Annotated in this window: 12 protein-coding genes and 1 riboswitch; of the genes, 9 read left to right on the top strand and 3 right to left on the bottom strand. The window is 68.6% G+C overall.

The features are described 5' to 3' along the window. Positions 1–67: 67 nt before the first annotated feature. Together ACIPUB_RS13390 and ACIPUB_RS13385 are read left to right on the top strand one after the other, a co-directional pair. Positions 68–1,450: an amidase gene (locus ACIPUB_RS13390; protein ID WP_407607832.1), complete on the top strand. Its 1,383-nt coding sequence runs from the start codon at positions 68–70 to the stop codon at positions 1,448–1,450. 52 nt (positions 1,451–1,502) lie between these two features. After that, positions 1,503–2,960, top strand: coding sequence for a peptide MFS transporter (locus ACIPUB_RS13385; RefSeq protein ID WP_407607831.1), 1,458 nt, complete (start codon positions 1,503–1,505; stop codon positions 2,958–2,960). Between the two features lie 110 nt (positions 2,961–3,070). Here ACIPUB_RS13385 and ACIPUB_RS13380 read toward each other — a convergent pair whose 3' ends face one another. Continuing rightward, positions 3,071–3,613, bottom strand: a complete 543-nt coding sequence (locus tag ACIPUB_RS13380; protein ID WP_407607830.1) for a DUF4190 domain-containing protein — start codon at positions 3,611–3,613, stop codon at positions 3,071–3,073. A 145-nt stretch (positions 3,614–3,758) separates the two neighbouring features. On the opposite strand from ACIPUB_RS13380, the gene ACIPUB_RS13375 reads away from it, so the two are divergent. After that, a complete protein-coding gene (locus ACIPUB_RS13375; protein WP_407607829.1) occupies positions 3,759–4,937 on the top strand; it encodes a M4 family metallopeptidase in 1,179 nt (392 codons plus the stop codon). A 91-nt stretch (positions 4,938–5,028) separates the two neighbouring features. Next, positions 5,029–6,666, top strand: coding sequence for a phosphoglucomutase (alpha-D-glucose-1,6-bisphosphate-dependent) (gene pgm, locus ACIPUB_RS13370; protein ID WP_407607828.1), 1,638 nt, complete (start codon positions 5,029–5,031; stop codon positions 6,664–6,666). A gap of 130 nt (positions 6,667–6,796) precedes the next feature. Here pgm and ACIPUB_RS13365 read toward each other — a convergent pair whose 3' ends face one another. Continuing rightward, positions 6,797–8,260, bottom strand: a complete 1,464-nt coding sequence (locus ACIPUB_RS13365) for an aldehyde dehydrogenase family protein (RefSeq protein ID WP_407607827.1) — start codon at positions 8,258–8,260, stop codon at positions 6,797–6,799. Positions 8,261–8,381: 121 nt separating this feature from the next. After that, a riboswitch (TPP riboswitch) is annotated at positions 8,382–8,480 on the top strand. Here ACIPUB_RS13365 and thiM point away from each other — a divergent pair. The 5 genes from thiM (at position 8,472) to ACIPUB_RS13340 (ending at position 14,920) form a co-directional block, all read left to right on the top strand. Further along, positions 8,472–9,305, top strand: coding sequence for a hydroxyethylthiazole kinase (gene thiM, locus ACIPUB_RS13360; RefSeq protein WP_407607826.1), 834 nt, complete (start codon positions 8,472–8,474; stop codon positions 9,303–9,305). It overlaps the preceding riboswitch by 9 nt. After that, a complete protein-coding gene (thiE, locus tag ACIPUB_RS13355) occupies positions 9,302–9,961 on the top strand; it encodes a thiamine phosphate synthase (protein WP_407607825.1) in 660 nt (219 codons plus the stop codon). Before thiM ends, thiE begins: the two co-directional genes overlap by 4 nt. Further along, positions 9,958–11,493: a bifunctional hydroxymethylpyrimidine kinase/phosphomethylpyrimidine kinase gene (thiD, locus tag ACIPUB_RS13350; RefSeq protein ID WP_407607824.1), complete on the top strand. Its 1,536-nt coding sequence runs from the start codon at positions 9,958–9,960 to the stop codon at positions 11,491–11,493. Before thiE ends, thiD begins: the two co-directional genes overlap by 4 nt. Positions 11,494–11,569: 76 nt before the next feature. Continuing rightward, entirely contained in the window at positions 11,570–12,889 is a 1,320-nt protein-coding gene (locus ACIPUB_RS13345; protein ID WP_407607823.1) for a uracil-xanthine permease family protein, read from the top strand. Between the two features lie 342 nt (positions 12,890–13,231). Then, positions 13,232–14,920, top strand: coding sequence for an alkaline phosphatase D family protein (locus ACIPUB_RS13340; RefSeq protein WP_407607822.1), 1,689 nt, complete (start codon positions 13,232–13,234; stop codon positions 14,918–14,920). 186 nt (positions 14,921–15,106) lie between these two features. Here the strand turns inward: ACIPUB_RS13340 and ACIPUB_RS13335 are convergent, their stop codons facing one another. Continuing rightward, entirely contained in the window at positions 15,107–18,361 is a 3,255-nt protein-coding gene (locus ACIPUB_RS13335) for an HAD-IA family hydrolase (protein ID WP_407607821.1), read from the bottom strand. Positions 18,362–18,685 lie beyond the last annotated feature (324 nt).

Here is an 18,685-nt window from a genome sequence, read left to right as displayed (position 1 = left end):
CTACGATCGGTGGTGGGGACCGCTGCCGGAAGGCGTTGGCGCTCCGTCACCACAGAAGGAGTCGTTGATGTCCGAGATTGCCGAGATGACCGCGTTGGAACTTCGCGATGCGCTGCGCCGCGGGGATCTGTCTGCACGCGATGCGGTCGGGCACTTCCTGGGGCGGATCGAGGAACTCAACCCCGCCCTGGGATCGTTCGTCACCGTCACCGCGGAGCAGGCAATGGCCGCGGCATCTGACTCCGATGCGCTTCATGCCGCCGGGGAGCCCGTGGGGATGCTCAACGGGATGCCGCTGGCCTACAAGGACCTGCTGGACGTGGCGGGCGTGCCGACCGGCTTCGGAACCGCCGCATTCGGCCCCGCGGTTGCCGAAAAGGACTCGCCCCTGGTGGCCACGCTGTCGCGGGCTGGCGCAATTTCGCTGGGCAAGACCCAGGTGCCCGAGTTCGGGTTGAGCTGCCATTCGGAAAACGATGTGGCGCCGCCTGCCCGGAACCCGATGAACCCGGCATTGTCCGCCGGTGGTTCCAGCGGCGGGGAGGCGGCGGCCGTGGCGGCCGGGATGCTGCCCTTTGGTCCGGGCAGCGACGGCGGGGGCTCGGTCCGCATCCCGGCCTCGGCCTGCGCCCTGATTGGGCTGAAGCCCGGCTTGGGCACCATCCCCAGCGACGTCCTGGACGGCACCCTCGACGCCTTCGGGGCACCTCGGCTCACCGTTTCCGGACCCTTGGCCCGCACCGCCCTGGATGCGGCACTGCTCATGGATGCCATGGTCGACCCCACGCGCGAAACTTATCTGGATGCCCTGCGAGACGGTGCCGTCGATGCCCTGCGCGGCCTGCGGATCGGAGTCAGCACCGACAGCCCCTTTGCCTCGGCGTACGAAATCAAGCTCGCTCCCGACGCCCACGCGGCGCTCAACCATGGGATCAGGGTGCTCGTCGCCCGGGGCCACCATCTTGAGGAAGCCGAGATCTTCTACGATGCGGCCTACCCCGAGACGTTTTCCACGGTGTGGACCGGCGGCCTTGCGGCGGCTCCCATCCCGGCGGGCAACGAGGCGAAGCTGGGCACCCTGGCACGGTCGTTCCGCGAACGCGCCACGGACCGCGACCTGAAGACCTCCGTGGCGGCGGCCGGCCGCCTGACGGAGATTGCCGCGGACTTCCGCACGCAGTGGGGCCGCTACGACGTGGTGCTGACTCCCGCCATGGCATTCACTCCCCCGGCAATCGGCTTCTACACCTCGCAGGACGCAGACACCGACTACATGCGCCAATGCCAGTACACCCCCTACACCTCCATGGTGAACGTCTCGGGCCTTCCGGCGATCACGGTACCGACGTTCACGACGGCCAACGGCCTATCAATGGGCGTGCAACTGATTGGCCGGGCGGGGTCGGAAAGCCAGTTGCTGGCCCTGGCGCAACAACTGTCCGAAATGTGAGATTGATCTACAAAGTGGGCATGACGCGCGTCACGGGCGAAAAATTGATGGCATGTCTATATCCACCTCGCTGAAGGATCAGTCCTCGACCGGTTTCTTTGGCCACCCCAAAACGCTTTCGAACTTGTTCAGCATCGAGATGTGGGAACGCTTCTCGTTCTACGGGATGCAAGCGATCCTCGCGTACTACATGTACTTCTCCGTCACCGACGGCGGACTCGGGATCCCCCAGGACCTGGCGCTGTCGCTGGTCGGCGCCTATGGCGGCGCCGTCTACCTGAGCACCATTCTTGGTGCCTGGCTCGCGGACCGACTGCTGGGATCCGAAAAGGTCCTGCTCTACTCCGCATTCCTGATCATGGGCGGACACATTGCGCTGGCAGCCCTTCCCGGCGCGACCGGGCTGGCCGTCGGCCTGGTCCTTGTTGCCGTGGGCTCGGGCGGGTTGAAGGCCAACGCCACCGCACTGGTCGGTTCCCTCTACTCCAAGGAAGACACCCGCCGCGATGCAGGGTTCTCGATCTTCTACATGGGAGTGAACATCGGTGGCCTGCTTGGCCCGCTGCTCACCGGATTCCTGCAGCAGCGCTGGGGCTTCCACTTCGGTTTCGCCGCGGCCGCCGTCGGCATGGCCATTGGCGTTGCGATCTACCTCAGCGGCCGCAAGAACCTGCCCGATTCGGTCAAGCTGGTCGGCAACCCGCTGCCCGCCAACGAGCGCAAGAAGTACCTGATCGGCTTCCTCGCCTTCGTCGTCGTCGTGGTGGCGGCATTCGCGTTGAAGATCGTCACCGCCGAGTCCCTGGCACGCACCATTGCGTACGCCGTCATCCTGGCTTCGGTCATCTACTTCACCCTGATGCTGCGCTCCAAGCGCGTCTCCGCGGTTGAGCGCAAGCACGTTCTCGCCTTCATCCCGCTATACATCGCCTCGGCCGCCTTCTGGGCGCTGTTCCAGCAGCAATTCACGTTCATCGCCGTGTACTCGCAGGAACGCCTGGACCGCTCGCTCTTCGGTTGGGAGATGCCCGCCTCCTGGGTCCAGTCCATCAATCCGGTCTTCATCATCGTGCTGGCCGGCATCTTCGCCGCCCTGTGGACCAAGATGGGCACCCGCCAGCCGGGAACCGTAGTCAAGTTCTCCCTGGCCCTGGTTATCGTGGGCCTGGCATTCCTGGTCTTCATCCCGATGAATTCGCTGGAGAAGACGCCGCTGCTGGCGCTCGTCGGCATCCTCCTGCTGTGCACGCTGGCCGAGTTGCTACTGAGCCCCATCGGCCAGTCGGTCACCACCAAACTGGCCCCGGCGGCCTTCGGCACGCAGATGATCGCGCTGTTCTTCCTCTCGGTGTCACTGGGCACCACGCTGGCAGGCATCCTGGCCGGTTTCTACACCGAGGGCAACGAGGTCACTTATTTCCTTGCCCTCGGCGGAACCGCCATCGTGCTGGGCGTTGCCCTGCTGCTGGCCACCCCGGCCCTCAAGAGGCTGATGGGCGAGGTCCGCTAGACCTTCGGCATCCCGCTCCCACGAAGTGGGCGGGCCACGAACGCAGACAGCGGCCGCAGCCGGCATTCTTGCCGGTTGCGGCCGCTGTCTTTTTGCCCGCGGATCCTGCCCTAGTAGTTGTACGCCCCCAGCGTGCTGCCCAGGAAGATGAGCACGACCATCCACAGCAGGAAGATCGCTGCTCCCAAGTAGCCTGTGACCAGACCGGCAATGGCGACACCGCGCATGTGCGGTTCGCGGCGCAGGGCAAGGTGGCCGCAGATGATTGCCGCCAGTTGGGGGAAGAAGAACAGCCCGACGCTGAACAACCCGATGATTCCGGTCACCAGCGAAACGATGGCCAACACGCCGGCCGGGCGCTGGGCCTGCACCGGGTAGCCGGGCTGCGGATAACCGGCTTGCTGTGACCCCGTTTGGGCAGGTCCTGGCCGCGTGTAGCCGGGCTGCCCGTAACCGTTATGGCCCGCCTGGCCCACACTGCCAGGACTGCCCGGACCGCGGCCCAGCCCGATCGGCGGGCCATCCAGTGGCTGGTCCAGATAGGGATTGCGCGGCGGAGCCGCATGCGGGTTGTGCGACCAGCGCGGGTCGCTGGGATCCCCAAACGACGGTCGGTGCTCTGGATCGTGCGCTGCGTCCTCGGGATTCCCCATGGTTCCTGTTCCTCACTTGTGCCCGCCTGCCCATGCACCTTCATGCACCGGCCCGGCACCGTCTCCGGCCCCCCAGTTTAGCCACGATTGCCCGGCACAGCATGCTCACATTCGCTGCTCAGGAACCGGTGGGAGAGTTGGCACCATGCACAAGGCAACACACCTTCCGGATACGGACCCCCACCCCCGGCACCATGCCGTACCCCCGTACCTGCTGATGTCGATGGCGGCCTGCGACGGCGCGTGGGCGGCGCCCGAGGGCATGCGCGAGTTCATCGCCCCACCCCCTGAACCCGGGAAAGCGGAAGGGCCCGGGGCCGAAACCCGTGCACGCATCGCCACCCGGGCCCGCCGGACCCTGTTGCTGGACCAGGCCCTGCTGCACGACCGGGCCACCACGGCCACCGACCTCGATCGGCTGATCGAACCCTCCGGGCGGCTGAACCGCTCCATCTGCGACGCGCAGGGCGCCGAGACCACCCCCGGCACCGACGCCCGCACCGAGGGCCTGGACCCCGTGGCGGATGAGGACGCGAACCGCGCCTTCGACGGGCTGGGCGCGGTCCACGCGTTCCTTGTCGAGATGCTCAAGCCAAACTCGCTGGACGGGGCCGGACTGGGCCTGGGCGGCACCGTGCACTACGGCTTGCACTACGCCAACTCGTTCTGGGACGGCACCCAAATGGTGATGGGCGACGGGGACGGGGAGATCTTCGAGTCGATGACGTCCTCCCTGTCGGTGATCGCCCACGAGCTGGGGCACGGCCTGCTGCAGCACACCACCAACCTGGCCTACCGGGGCCAATCGGGAGCGCTGAACGAGTCGATTGCCGATGTCCTGGGCGCACTCGTGGAGCAGTTCACCGCCGGCCAGGACGCGGCGAGCGCCAGCTGGCTGATCGGCGAGGGACTGTTCACCGACAAGGTGCGGGGCCGGGCCCTGCGTTCCATGGCGGCGCCGGGCACCGCCTACGACGACCCGATCCTGGGCAGGGACCCGCAGCCGGCGACCATGTCCGGCTACGTGCAGACCGCCGAGGACCACGGCGGGGTGCACCTGAACTCGGGCATCCCCAACCACGCGTTTTACCTCTTTGCCACGGCCCTGGGCGGCAACGCCTGGGAAACCGCCGGTTCCCTGTGGTTCGACGTGGTCGCCACGCGCGCGCTGCCTGAGGATGCGGACTTCGGCACCTTTGCCGAACAGACCCTGCTCCAGGCCCGCCGCGACCACGGCGCCGGATCCAGGGTGGAGCTTGCGCTGGCCGATGCCTGGGACACCGTCGGCGTGGTCCCCCGGGTGAGGGAAGCCGAGCAGGAATGACCCGACGCACAGCGGGTCCCGGCACGAAACCATGAACCCGCACCGCGGCGTCTTCGGCCGCGGCAACGCAATCAATGAGAAACTGGGGGGCATGGCCCATCCTCGCGCCGGGACCCCGGCACTGCCCCAAGACCTTATCGATCTCCCAGCGGTGCGCGACGCGTACTTCGATATCCACCCGGATCCCTCCGACCCCGCCCAGCGCGTGGCCTTCGGCACCTCCGGGCACCGCGGCACCTCACTGAACGGTTCCTTCAACGAGGACCACATCGCCGCCATCACCCAGGCCATTGTCCAATACCGGCGCGGCGCCGGGATCACCGGACCGGTCTTCGTCGGCAAGGACACCCATGCCCTCTCGGATCCTGCACAGGACACGGTGCTGGAGGTCCTGGCCGGCAACGACGTGTCGATCCTGGCCGATGCACGCACCGGCTGGACCCCCACCCCGGCCCTGAGCCACGCCATCCTGGCGCACAACGCCGACCCGGCGGCCCCGCGCGCCGACGGCATCATCATCACCCCATCGCACAACCCTCCCGCCGACGGCGGGCTGAAGTACAACCCTCCGCACGGCGGCCCGGCCGACACCGACGCCACCTCGTGGATCGCGAACCGCGCCAACGAGCTGCTGGAGGCCAAGCTGGCCGGGGTCAAGCGGATCCCGCTGGGCACCGCGCGGCTGGGCGGCAAGATCGGCTCCTTCGACTTCATGGCGTCCTACGTCAACGACCTGCCCTCCGTGCTGGACCTGGACGCGATCCGCGATGCCGGCATCCGCATCGGAGCGGACCCGATGGGCGGGGCCGCCGTCGACTACTGGGGGGCGATCGCCGAAACCCACAAGCTGGACCTCACCGTGGTGAACCCGGGCGTGGACCCGCGCTTTGCCTTCATGTCCCTGGACACCGACGGGAAGATCCGCATGGACTGTTCCTCGGCCGACGCGATGGCCTCGCTGATCGCCGCCCGCAGCTCCTTCGACATTGCCACGGGCAACGACGCCGACGCCGACCGGCACGGCATTGTCACCCCCGATGCCGGGCTGATGAACCCCAACCACTACCTGTCCGTGGCGATTGACTACCTCTACAACCACCGCACCGGGTGGTCGCCGGATGCTGCCATCGGCAAGACGCTGGTCTCCTCCTCGATGATCGACCGGGTCGCCGCCTCACTGGGCCGCACCCTGGTCGAGGTCCCGGTGGGCTTCAAGTGGTTCGTGCCGGGGCTGCTGGACGGTTCCGGCGCCTTTGGCGGCGAGGAATCCGCGGGCGCATCCTTCCTGCGCCGCGACGGGCGCACCTGGACCACCGACAAGGACGGAATCCTGATGGCGCTGCTGGCCAGCGAGATCACCGCCGTCACCGGCTCCTCCCCCTCGAAGCACTATTCCGCGCTGGCCGCGGAGCACGGCTCACCGAGCTATGCGCGCATCGACGCCCCGGCCGACAGGGAGCAGCGGGCACGGCTGGGGAACCTCGCGGCCACCGACGTAGCCGCCGAGGTGCTCGCGGGCGAGGAGATCACCGCACGGCTGACCGAGGCGCCGGGCAACGGGGCGAAGATCGGCGGGCTGAAGGTCACCACGCAGAACGCCTGGTTTGCCGCGCGCCCCTCGGGCACCGAAGACAAGTACAAGATCTACGCCGAGTCGTTCCTGGGCGAGGAGCACCTGGCCCGGGTGCAGGCCGAGGCGAGGGACATCGTCTCGGCGGTGCTCGCGTAGGCGCATGCTTGGCCGAAGGCCGGGTGGTTCCCGCATGCGTGGACCCCCCGGCCTTCGGCCATTCCGCGGACAAGCCGTGAAATCCTGCAAAAACCCTTGCCGGCATGGATATATGCCGGGCGGGGAATTCCTACATGAGCCTGTCGAGGAGTTTGGACTTCGCCCAGGTGTAGGGCGGGTAGATCGCCTTGAGCGTGTCCACCACGGTGGTCTTGCCCATCACGGAGCGCATCTGCGAGAGCCGCTCGAAGCCATGCCGCCCGTGGTATGAACCCATGCCGGAGGCGCCCACGCCCCCGAAGGGCAAGCCCGGGACGGCCAGGTGCAGGCTGGGCGCGTTGTGCACGATGGCCCCTGCCCGCACCTGGTCCCCGAAGGCGGATTGCAGCCGCGGGTTCTCGCTGAAGAGGTAGGCGACCAGCGGGTTGGGGCGCGCATTGATGAAGCGCACGGCCGCGTCGAAGCTTTCCACCGCGATGATCGGCAGGATCGGGCCGAAGATCTCCTCGCGCATCAATTCCGAGTCGGGATCAACGTTGGCCATCACTGTCGGCTCGATTTTCAGGGTGTCAGTGTCGTACCCGCCGCCGATGAGGACCTCGCCGTGCTCCAGGTAGGAAACCAGCCTGTCGAAGTGGGCCTTGTTGACGATGCGGCCGTAGTCGCGGCTGGCCAGCGGGTTCTTGCCGTAGAACCCGGTGATCGCCTTGGCCAGCTGCTTTTCCAGGTTCGAGGCGGCGTCGCCCACGGCCAGCACGTAGTCCGGCGCCACGCAGGTCTGCCCGGCGTTCATGAACTTCCCGAAAGCCAGCCGGCGCGCCACGGTGGCGGAGGACCCGTCCATCACCACGGCCGGGGACTTCCCGCCCAGCTCCAGGGTCACGGGTGTCAGGTGCTCGGCCGCGGCGCGGGCCACGACCTTCCCCACACGCTCTCCGCCGGTGTAAAAGATGTGGTCGAAGTGCTGTTCCAGCAGGACCTTGCTGGTTGAGGCCCCGCCTTGGACCACGGCGCACGCCCGGTGGTCGAGGAACTTGGGGATCAGCCGGCCCAGCAGCGTGGAGGTGGTCGGCGCCAGTTCCGAGGGCTTGAGCACGGTGACGTTGCCCGCGGCGATGGAGGCAACCAGCGGGGCGAGGATCAGCTGCAACGGGTAGTTCCAGGCGCCGATGACCAGCACCACGCCCAGGGGCTGCGGCTCGATCTTGGCCGCCGCCGGATGCAGGACCAGCGGGATCTTCACCGCCTTGGATTCCATCCACTCGGAGAGGTGCAGTTGCGCGTGGTCTATTTCCGCGCGCACCATGTCGATCTCCGTCATCTTGGCCTCGACCGCGCCCTTGCCCAGGTCGTCGGCCAGCGCGTCGATGAAGTCCTGTTCGTGCGCCTCCAGCATGCGCTCGAGGGCCTTGAGCTGCGAGGCCCGGAAACGGCGCGGGTGCGCCAGCCGGGTGGCCACCACGTCGTGCATCGAGGCGACGATCTCCACGATGTTCTCCGGCAGTTCGGGCACCACTTCGGGCAGCTCGAGCTCGTTCAGCGCCGTCGCTTCGCGAGGCGCCGCGGATTTGTGTGAGGTGTCGGAAGTGCCCATCCCTTGAGCCTACGGCCACTGTGGCATCGGCAACAGGCCGCCACGCTTGGCGGCCTCGGTGCGCGGGCGGTGCGCGGTGACATCGACTGCCGACCCCGGTGCCAGGTGGGATAGGCTCGCGCATAGTGACACGGGGTGTCGGCACTTGCGGCCGGCTGAGATGAAACCCGTAGAACCTGATCTAGTTCGTACTAGCGGAGGGATGTTGCTCATGGAATCCATGGCGCCTTCAATTCTCGTAACACCCGGCGAGCTCGCCGATGCCCTGGGCGCGCTGCGCGCCTCCTCACCCCTGGTCCAGTGCCTGACCAACACCGTGGTCACCAACTTCACCGCCAACGTGCTGCTGGCGGCCGGCGGGTCCCCGGCCATGGTGGACGTTCCCGGGGAGGCCGGCGACTTCGCCTCCGTGGCCGCGGGCCTCTTGGTGAACCTGGGCACCCCGAACACGGAGCAGGCGGCCGCCATGCGCGAGGCCGTTGCCGGCGCCGGCACCGCCTCGACGCCCTGGGTGCTGGACCCCGTGGCCGTCGGTTCGCTGCGCGTGCGCACCTCGCTCGCCCGCGAGTTCGTGGCCGCGCGGCCCACCGTGATCCGCGGCAACGCCTCGGAGATCCTGGCGCTGGCCGGTCAGGCCGTCGGCGGGCGCGGGGTCGAGTCCACCGACTCGGTTGCCGCCGCGGCCGGCGCCGCCGGGAGGCTGGCCAGGGAAAGCGGCGCCGTCGTCGCCGTCTCCGGGGAGGCGGACCTCGTCACCGACGGGGTGCGCACCGTGCACGTTCACGGCGGCAGCGCTCTGCTGACCCGCATCACCGGCGGCGGGTGCGCGCTGGGCGCGGTCTGCGCCGCCTTCCTGTCCACCGGCGGGGACCCGCTGGTCGCCACGGTTGCCGCGCACGCCTTCTATTCTGCCGCCGCCGAACGCGCGGCCGCCGCGGCCGCGGCCGCCGCGGCCGCGGGCCCCGGCACCTTCGCCCCGCTCTTCCTCGATGCCCTGGCCGCCGTCTCCCCCGCGGAGCTGGGAGCGACGGCGGTGCTCTCATGAGCAGCTACGGCGTGTACCTGGTCGCGGACTCCGCCTCCACCGCCGGCCGGCCGCTAGCCGACATCGTGAAGGCCGCGGTGGACGGAGGGATCACGACGGTGCAGCTGCGCTGCAAGGACATGCCGGCCGGCGAATTCGCGGACGTCGTGATGGAATGCGCCCACCACACCGCCGGGCGCGCGTCACTGCTGGTCAACGACCGCGTCGACGTGTTCCTGGCCGCCCGCGCCGCCGGCGCCTCGGTTCAGGGCGTGCACATCGGCCAGTCCGACCTGCCCGCGGCCCTGGTGCGCGAACTCATCGGGCCCGATGCCGTGCTGGGGCTAAGCGCCGCCGGCGAGGCGCAGATCGACGCCGCAAACAAGCTGCAGCTCCGCTCCCCGGGCACCATCGACTACCTGGGAGTCGGCGCCGTGCACGCCACCCCCACCAAGAAGGATGCCCCCGAGCCACTGGGCCACGCGGGCCTGGCCCGCGCCGTGGCGCACAGCGACCTGCCGGTCATCGCCATCGGCGGCATCGACGCGGACGACGTGGCCCCGCTGGCCCGCTCCGGCGCCGCCGGCGTGGCGGTGGTCCGCGCCATCTGCGCCGCCGAGGATCCGCGCGCCGCAGCCACGAACCTACTCAACCTCTGGGAGGGCACGAAGCCATGAACACCCCGAACACCAGCACCGTGAAGAACATCCTCTCCATCGCCGGCTCCGACCCCTCCGGAGGGGCCGGGATCCAGGCAGACCTCAAGTCCATTGCCGCCGCCGGCGGCTACGGCATGGCCGCCATCAGCGCGCTGACCGCGCAGAACACCCGCGGCGTTAGCGCCGTGCATGTGCCGCCGGCCGGCTTCCTGCTGGCGCAGCTGCGCGCGGTTTCCGAGGACATCGGCATCGACGCGATCAAGATCGGGATGCTCGCCAACGCAGCGGTCATCGACGAGCTCGGCGGCTGGCTGGCCGGGATCCGGACCGCCGCGGGCTCCGATGCCCCGGCGGTGGTGCTGGACCCCGTCATGGTCGCCACCAGCGGGGATTCGCTGCTGGATGCAGAGGCAACCAGCGCGCTGCGGCGCCTCTTTGCCCACGTCGACGTGATCACCCCCAACATCCCGGAACTTGCCGTGCTGGCGCGCGCCGAGGTCGCCGGGAACTGGGAGCAGGCGGTGGCCCAGGCGCGCTCCGTCGCCGCCGAGTACCTGGTCCTGGTGCTGGCCAAGGGCGGACACATGGAAGGCGAAACGTGCCGGGACGCCCTCATCGGTCCCGACGGCGTGCTCCTCGAGGTCGCCTCGCCGCGGCTGGCCACCGCCAACACCCACGGCACCGGCTGCTCGCTCTCCTCCGCGCTGGCGACCTTCTACGCCCGCGGCGGTGACTGGGCCCAGGCGCTGCGCCAGGCCAAGGCCTGGCTGTCGGAGGCGATTGCCCGGGCGGACGAGCTGTCGGTCGGAGGCGGGCACGGCCCGGTGAACCACCTGGCAGCACTCTGGGACGGGGTGCGCCCGGCACCGGCCCGGGACCCGCTGGCGCACTGGTGGGAGCGGATCGCCGGCATCCGCGCGGGTATCGACGAGCTCGCGTTCATCCGCCAGCTCAAGGACGGCTCCCTCCAGGCAAACGACTTCGAGGACTACCTGGGCCAGGACGCCCTGTACCTGCGCAGCTATGCGCGGGTCATGTCGCGGGCCTCGGAACTCGCCCCGACCACCGAGGAGCAGCGCTTTTGGGCGGGAAGCGCCGCCAGCTGCCTGGAGGAGGAAATGACGCTGCACCGCGGCCGGCTCGCCGATCAGGTTCCGGAGCCCTCGAACGCCACCACCGCGTACCTCAACCACCTGCGGGCCGGCAGCGACGACTACCCGGTGCTCGCGGCCGCGCTGCTGCCCTGCTTCTGGATCTACCAGGACGTGGGCAAGCGGCTGGCGGCGGCCAACCACCCGGCGCACCCCTACGCGGACTGGCTCGCCACCTATTCCTCGGTTCAGTTCGACGACGTCACGGCGCGGGCCATCGAACTGGTCCGGGGCGTTCACGCAAGGGCAGACGAGTCCACGCGGGCGGCCATGTGGCGCGCGTTCGAGGCCTCGTCCGTGCACGAGCTGGACTTCTTCGCGCAGACGGCCGCCGATGCGCCCGGCGCCGGGAACATGGTGGGTCTTAGCGCCCCGGGTGTCGCACTGCCCGTGGGGTGAGTAAAATGCACACGGGGGTTTGCGCGCCGCGTGCGCTCCCCCGGCATTTTTCCCACCCTGCGCCCGGAAGGCACCCATGAGCAACCGATTCGGCATTGGCTGGAACCTGCACGGCGACGGCAAGTCCATCTCCCCCGGAACGGTGGTGGCCCCGAACGAGCGCCTGCACTGGCCGCAGACCATCTCCATCGGCGTGCAGCACGTCATGGCGATGTTCGGGTCCACCGTGCTGGTCCCGGCGATCACCGGGTTCCCGGCCACCACCACGCTGTTCTTCTCCGGTGTGGGGACCCTGCTCTTCCTGCTCATCACCGCGGGCCGGGTGCCCAGCTACCTGGGTTCCTCCTTCGCGTTCATCGCCCCGGTCTCCGCGGCCATGGCCGGGCACGGGATGGCCGGCGCGCTGGGCGGCATCGTGGTCTCCGGCGCCGCGCTGTTCGTCGTCGGGCTGATCGTGCAGAAATCCGGCACCGGGTGGATCCACGCCCTGATGCCACCGGTGGTCATGGGCACCATCGTCGCGCTGATCGGCTTGAACTTGGCCTCGGCCACGCTGAAGCCGATGCAGGACTTCCCGCTGACCACCTTCGCGACGGTGCTGGCCATCGTGGTCTCCGCAGTGTTCTTCCGCGGCCTGCTGGGCCGCCTGTCCATCCTGCTGGGCCTGGTCATCGGCTACCTGGTGGCACTGGCACAGGGCCAGGTCGACTTCCAGCCGATCGCCGACGCCCCGGTCATCGGGTTGCCGGCCTTCACCACCCCCACCTTCCACCTGGACACGCTGCTGGTGTTCCTGCCGGTGGTGTTCGTGCTGATCGCCGAGAACATCGGCCACGTCAAGACCGTGGGGCTGATGACCGGCCGCGACCTCGATGCGGTCAACGGACGCGCGCTGATGGCCGACGGCGCGGCGACGCTGCTGGCCGGCTTCGGCGGCGGCTCGGGCACCACCACCTACGCGGAGAACATCGGCGTGATGGCCTCCTCGCGCGTGTACTCCACCGCCGCCTACTGGATCGCGGGCATCGTGGCGATCCTGGTGGCGTTCTTCCCGAAGTTCGGCGCCGTCATCAACACCATCCCCGCCGGGGTCTCCGGGGGCGCGGGCATCGTGCTCTACGGCATGATCGGGATCATCGGCGCGCGCCTCTGGGTGCAGAACAAGGTCGACTTCTCCAACCCGATCAACCTGATGACCGCCGGCACCGGCCTGATCATCGCCATCGCCGTCACCGCGGACCTGGCGTTCGGCGAGGTGAAGCTCGGCGGCATCGCGCTGGGCACCATCGCGACCCTGGTGATCTTCCACCTGATGCGCAACATCGCCCGGGCGCGGGGCACCGAGCCGACCGACGCCGGGGAAATCAGCGGGGCCACGCACTCCAAGCTCGGCTAGGACGTTTTCGGTTGGATTCCTTCAACCGGCGCCCAATCCTGTCGATTTCACGGCTGCGGACATGACCGCCAGGGGCATTCGGGCCTGACTGGAGGACTTCACGGAGGCGGCCCTTCGCGTCGCCGGTTCCCCAGAACCAGTGAGGCGGAAGGCTGCCTCCTCGGGGCTGAAGCCCGCCGGGGGCCGTAGGTCGATGCGTCCGGTGGCCGGTTGCCTGCGCGTGGACCTCGTGGCGGCACGGCACCATCCCCGAACCCCGGCTCCTGGCCGCATGGCACCCCGAGCCCACGACCGGCCCGCGATCCGTACCCATGGGCGCGGCGATGAGGTTGAATGGACAAGGTGACTTCATCCACCGGATCCTTCGTGCCATCCCAGTCCGCAGCTACGGCGCTTCCGCGCCGTCAAGTGCTTCGGTCGGCCGGCATTATTGCCGCAGCCGCCACCTTCACGGGCATTCTTTCCACCCCCCAGCCGGCGCATGGCGCCAGTGGCCACTTCCAGCACGGGATTGCCTCGGGCGATCCCTATCCGGATTCGGTGCTGCTGTGGACGCGGCTGACCCCGGAGAAGGTCGCGACGCCCGGCTCGGAACTCGGCGGCGATGCCCGGATCCGCTGGGAAGTAGCCCCCGATCCGGATTTCAGGCGGGTGGTGGCCGGCGGATGGGCGCAGACCGGTGCCTGGCGGGACCACACCCTCAAGGTTGTGGCCGCCGGGCTGTCACCGGGAACGACCTATTGGTATCGGTTCAAGTTCGGCCAGGAGTATTCCCCGGTGGGCCGGACACGCACTGCTCCGGCGGCCGGTGCGGCCGTGGACCGGCTGCGGATGGGCGTGGTCTCGTGCGCCAATTACCAGGCCGGCCACTTCGCCGCCTACCGGCACCTGGCCGACCGCGGCGACCTGGACCTGGTGCTCCATCTGGGCGATTACGTCTACGAGTACGCGCCCGGCGAGTACCAGGCGCGTGACATCGTTGTTCGTCCCCACGACCCGGCCGTGGAGATGACCACGTTGGAGCATTACCGTCGGCGCCACGCCCAGTACAAGACGGACCCGGAATTGCAGGCGCTGCATGCCGCGGCGCCGTTCGTGGTGACCTGGGACGACCATGAATTCGCCGACGATGCGTTCTCCGGTGGCGCCGCGAACCACACCGAGGGTGCCGAAGGAAGCTGGGCAACGCGTTCGGGGCACGCCAGGCAGGCTTACGCGGAGTGGATGCCGGTTCGCTACGAAACCGACGGGCAGCTATACCGCAGGCTGGAGTTCGGGTCGTTGGCGAGCCTATCGATGCTGGACCTGCGCTCTTACCGGAGCAAGCAGGTCGACAGCCAGGCAGAGCCCGCCATCGACGATCCCGACCGGACCATGACGGGCGCGGAGCAGATGGACTGGCTGCTGGCCGGTCTCGGCAATGACAAGCAGCAGTGGAAGCTGGTGGGCAACCCGGTCATGATGACACCGGTCCGGATCCCGTCCACGCTGAACGCGCAGGAGCTGCATGCCTTGGGTGAACTGATGGGGGACGGCAATATCGACGGCGTTCCCTACAACGTGGACCAATGGGACGGCTATGTCGCCGACCGGAACCGGGTCCTGGGGCATCTGCGGGACAACGCCGTGACAGACACCGTTTTCCTGACCGGTGACATCCACTCGGGCTGGGCCTGCGATCTGCCGGCCGACCCGCTGACCTACCCGCTCAACGGCCGTTCCCTCGGCACGGAACTGGTGTGCACGTCAGTCACCAGCGACAACATGGACGACATCCTCCGGGTCCCGGAGCGCACCGCCTCCCTGTCCGTCGAATCCGCCCTCAGGGTTCTGAACCCGCACATCAAGTACCTGGATTTTGATTCGCACGGATTCTCGGTACTCGAGGTGACGCCGGCCGAAGTTCGGATGGACTGGTATCGGTTGGCAGACCGTATGGACGCCGCCTCGCCGGCGCAGCGGACGGCGTCCTGGACGGTGGCTGCCGGTTCACAGAAGGTCCGCCGAGCAGGGGAAGGGATCCTTGGATGAGCCCGGCGCGGGCCACCCGGCAGCAGCGGAAAGGCAAGGGCCCGGGAAATCCGCGCCCATCGCTCGGCCAGAAGCGCGCAAAGCCCCCCAATCCGCACAAAAAAAGACCGGGCGGGGAACCTTTCAGGGGGGTTCCCCGCCCGGTCTTTCATGCCGCCATCGGGTCGCGGCTGGATCGCGGGGCCGCTATCCGATGATGCTGATCGGCGGTTCGTTCTCCAGCTCCTCCTCGCGCGTGAGCTTCTTCATGTTGGAGGTCAGCGGGGAGCCGTCCTCGCGCTGCAGCGCAAAGACCGCGTCGATGGACGGCTCGCCCTCGAGCACCGGCCCCTGGCCGTCCAGGGCGACAGACACCTCCGGATTGCCCGGGGACACCGTGTATTGCACCCCGCGCACCCTGAACGAGGCCTCGTCCGCGCCTTCGCGCAACGACGCGGTCAGGGACCGCGCCTCGAGCCGGAAGTGCACGGAGGAGTCGTTGCGGCGCAATGAGAACTCCAGCTCGTCCCACTCCGCGGGCAGCCGCGGGTCGAAGAGCCACTCCCCGGTGTCGTCGCGCAATCCGGCAAAACCGTAGACCAGCGCCGCCCACACCCCGCCGGTGGAGGCCACGTGCACCCCATCGGCCGCATTGCCGTGCAGGTTCAGCAGATCCACGTTCAGTGCGTGCTCGAAGTAGTCGTAGGCCAGGTCCTGGTAGCCGACCTCCGCGGCGAGGATCGCCTGCACCGTGGCCGAGAGCGTCGAGTCCCCGGTGGTCAGCGGGTCGTAGTAGTCGAAGTCGGCACGTTTCTGCTCCGGCGTGAAGTCCGAGGAACGCAACCACAGTGCCAGCACCGTGTCCGCCTGCTTGAGCACCTGGAAGCGGTAGATCACCAGCGGGTGGAAGTGCAGCAGCAGCGGGCGGTGCTCCGGACCGGTGCCCGGCACGTCCCAGACCTCCCGGTTCAGAAACCCTGCGTCCTGCGGGTGGATCCCCACCTTCTCGGAGAACGGGATGTGCATGGCCAGCGCGGCGTCGGACCAGTCACGGACTTCCCGCCGGCCGATGTCCAGCTCCTCGACGATGCGCGCATGCTCCTCGGGGAATTCCTCCTTCAGGTAACCCATGAGGTTCACCGCGTAGTTCAGGTTGAAGCGCGCCATCACGTTGGTGAAGGTGTTGTCGTTGACCACCGCGGTGTACTCGTCCGGACCCGTCACCCCGTGGATGTGGAAGCTGCGCCCGGTCTTGGTCTCGCGCCAGAAGCCCAGCGAATTCCACAGCCTGGCGGTCTCCACCACGATTTCCGCCCCGCCGCCCAGCAGCAGCCCGGTGTCCCCGCTGGCGCCCACGTAGCGGGCCAGGGAATACACCACGTCCGCGTTGATGTGGTACTGCGCGGTGCCTGCCGGGTAGTAGGCGCTGGCCTCCTCGCCGTTGATGGTGCGCCACGGGAAGAGGATGCCGTGTTCGTTCAGCGTCGCCGCGCGGCGCCTGGCCGCGGGGATCATCGACACCCGCGCGCGCAGCGCATTGCGCGCCCATTGCGGGTTGGTATAGGTCAGGAACGGCAGCACGTAGATCTCGGTGTCCCAGAAGTAGTGGCCGGAATAGCCGTTGCCCGAGACACCCTTGGCGGAGATCCCCAGCCCGTCGGCGCGGGCCGAGGCCTGCGCCAGGGCGTAGAGGTTCCAGCGGATCGAGCGTTGCAGCAGCGGGTGGGAGCGCACCCGCACGTCGGCGTGCTTCCAGAAATCGGTGAGGAATTCGCGCTGTGCCCAGAACAGCGCGTCGGCTCCGCGCGGGACCAGGTGGTACAGCGCGCGCACGCAACGGTTGACCATCTCCTGCGTGTCGTGCCGCCGCGAGGAGTGGAAGGAGGCGAACTTGTCGATGTGCAGGGCCTCGTCCTTCTCCAGGTAGGCGGAGACGGTGTGCTCGACGCGATCGGGCAGGACGGAGGAGCGCTCGTCGAAGTCGCGGGTGTCCCCGGCGATGCGGGTGACATGGGAGATCGCGGCGGCCACCGACATGTGCGAACCGCGCACGTAGTAGCTCAGCGCGCAGATCCCGTCCTGTTCGTAGGTGCCGCCCGGCAGCATCGATTCCTCGCCGCTGCCGGCCGACTTGCGCGGGTCGAAGGGCACCTCGCCGGCGTCCGACTCGGCGGCGGTGGGCACGGGCCTGGCGCGCGGCTGGCCAATCAGCGCCGACTGCACGAAGACGTGCGCAGGGGCGTCAAGCAACCTCACGGTGACCCGGAACAGGGCCAGGTGCCGTTCGGAGAAGGAGACCATGGACCGGGTGCGCACCATCACGCGGTGGCCTTCGGCGGTCCGCCAGAGGGTGTCGGAAATCAGCGTCCCGTCCTTGAAGTCCAGCCGCAGCTCGTCCTTGAGGATCTCGGTGCGCCCGATCTCCAGTGCCTCGTCGTTGATGTAGACGCGCACGGTCCGGGCATCGGGTGCCGGGACCATGGTCTGTCCGGCCTCCGCGAGCCCGAAGGCCGATTCGGCGTGGCGGATCTTCCAGGTCTCGTGCAGCCCGTTGATGAACATCCCGTCGGTGCATTCGCCGATGCCCAGCGAATCGCCGCGCATTCCCAGGAAACCGTTGCCCAGGGAGAAAATCGTCTGCTCCACCGAGGGGTCGATGGGGCGCGGGTGCACCCGGGTGTAGGACCAGGTGTCCAGTTCCCAGTCGTCGCGTGCCTGCTGGTTGACCAGATCGTCAAGGTCGGTCACCACGATATCCGCACCGGCCGCCCGCAGTGCCGCTTCCGGCTGGTCCCGGGCCACTCCCACCACCAGCCCGAAGCCGCCCGAAGCCGCCGCTTGGACCCCGGAGATCGCGTCCTCGATGACGATGCATTCGTTGACCGACCAGCCGAGGTCGCTGGCCGCGGCCAGGAAGGTGTCGGGGGCGGGTTTGCCCGGCAGGTTACGCGCGGCGGCCTGGTGGCCACCGATCACGACGCTGAATTCACCGCGCAGCCCGGCGGCCTCCAGGACTTCCTCTGCATTGCGGGAGGAGGAAACGACTGCCACCTCGAGCCCTGCCTGCTGGATCTGCCGCAGGTAGGCCAGGGACCCCGGGTAGGGCTCGATCCCCGCTTCGTGCAGGATCGCGCGGAAGACCACGTTTTTTCGGTTGCCCAGGGCGCACACGCTGTTGGTCCCGGCGGCATCGGTGTCCTGGCCCCACGGCAGCTCGATGCCGCGGTCGGCCAGCACCGCCGCGACGCCCTCGTAGCGGGGCCGCCCGTCGACCAGGGCGAAGTAGTCGGCCTCGGTGTAGGGTCCCTCGACCCCGGCCTCGGCGAAGAAGCCGTCGAAGAGTTGTTGCCAAGCCTCGCGGTGGACCTCGGCGGTGGGGGTCAGCACACCGTCCAGGTCAAAGAGCACGGCCTTGAAATCCCGGCGCCGATAGGCGGCGCCGGTGGCGAGGGTTTCACGCATGGTGTTGAATTCCCTTCTCTGTCTCGTGGCGGCTTCCGGACCCCGGCACGTGCTGGGGCGATCGGTTGCGGCGCCGCCACAACGGCTATTCCCGCGGCCGCGGATAGGGGGGCGTATGTGCTCCCCCCGATTTTGCGCCGGCGGGCCTTACACGCTCCAGCCTAGTCACCGATCAACTCGCGCGTGAAGCGCGCGGGACAATAAGACGGTTTCGCACGTGCCTGCGCGACGCCGGGCAAAGATCACCCCCGCGACGGGGGCGCCCGCCTTGGCCGTCGTCTGGCGGGACATGGAGGAAACAAACCTGATGGTTCGGGTTTTTTG

The organism is Paeniglutamicibacter sp. ORCA_105, assembly GCF_045798545.1.
Classification (GTDB): Bacteria; Actinomycetota; Actinomycetes; order Actinomycetales; family Micrococcaceae; genus Paeniglutamicibacter; species Paeniglutamicibacter sulfureus.
The sequence above is the reverse complement of the archived record's forward strand: the minus strand, read 5'-3'. Positions and strand labels throughout refer to the sequence as shown.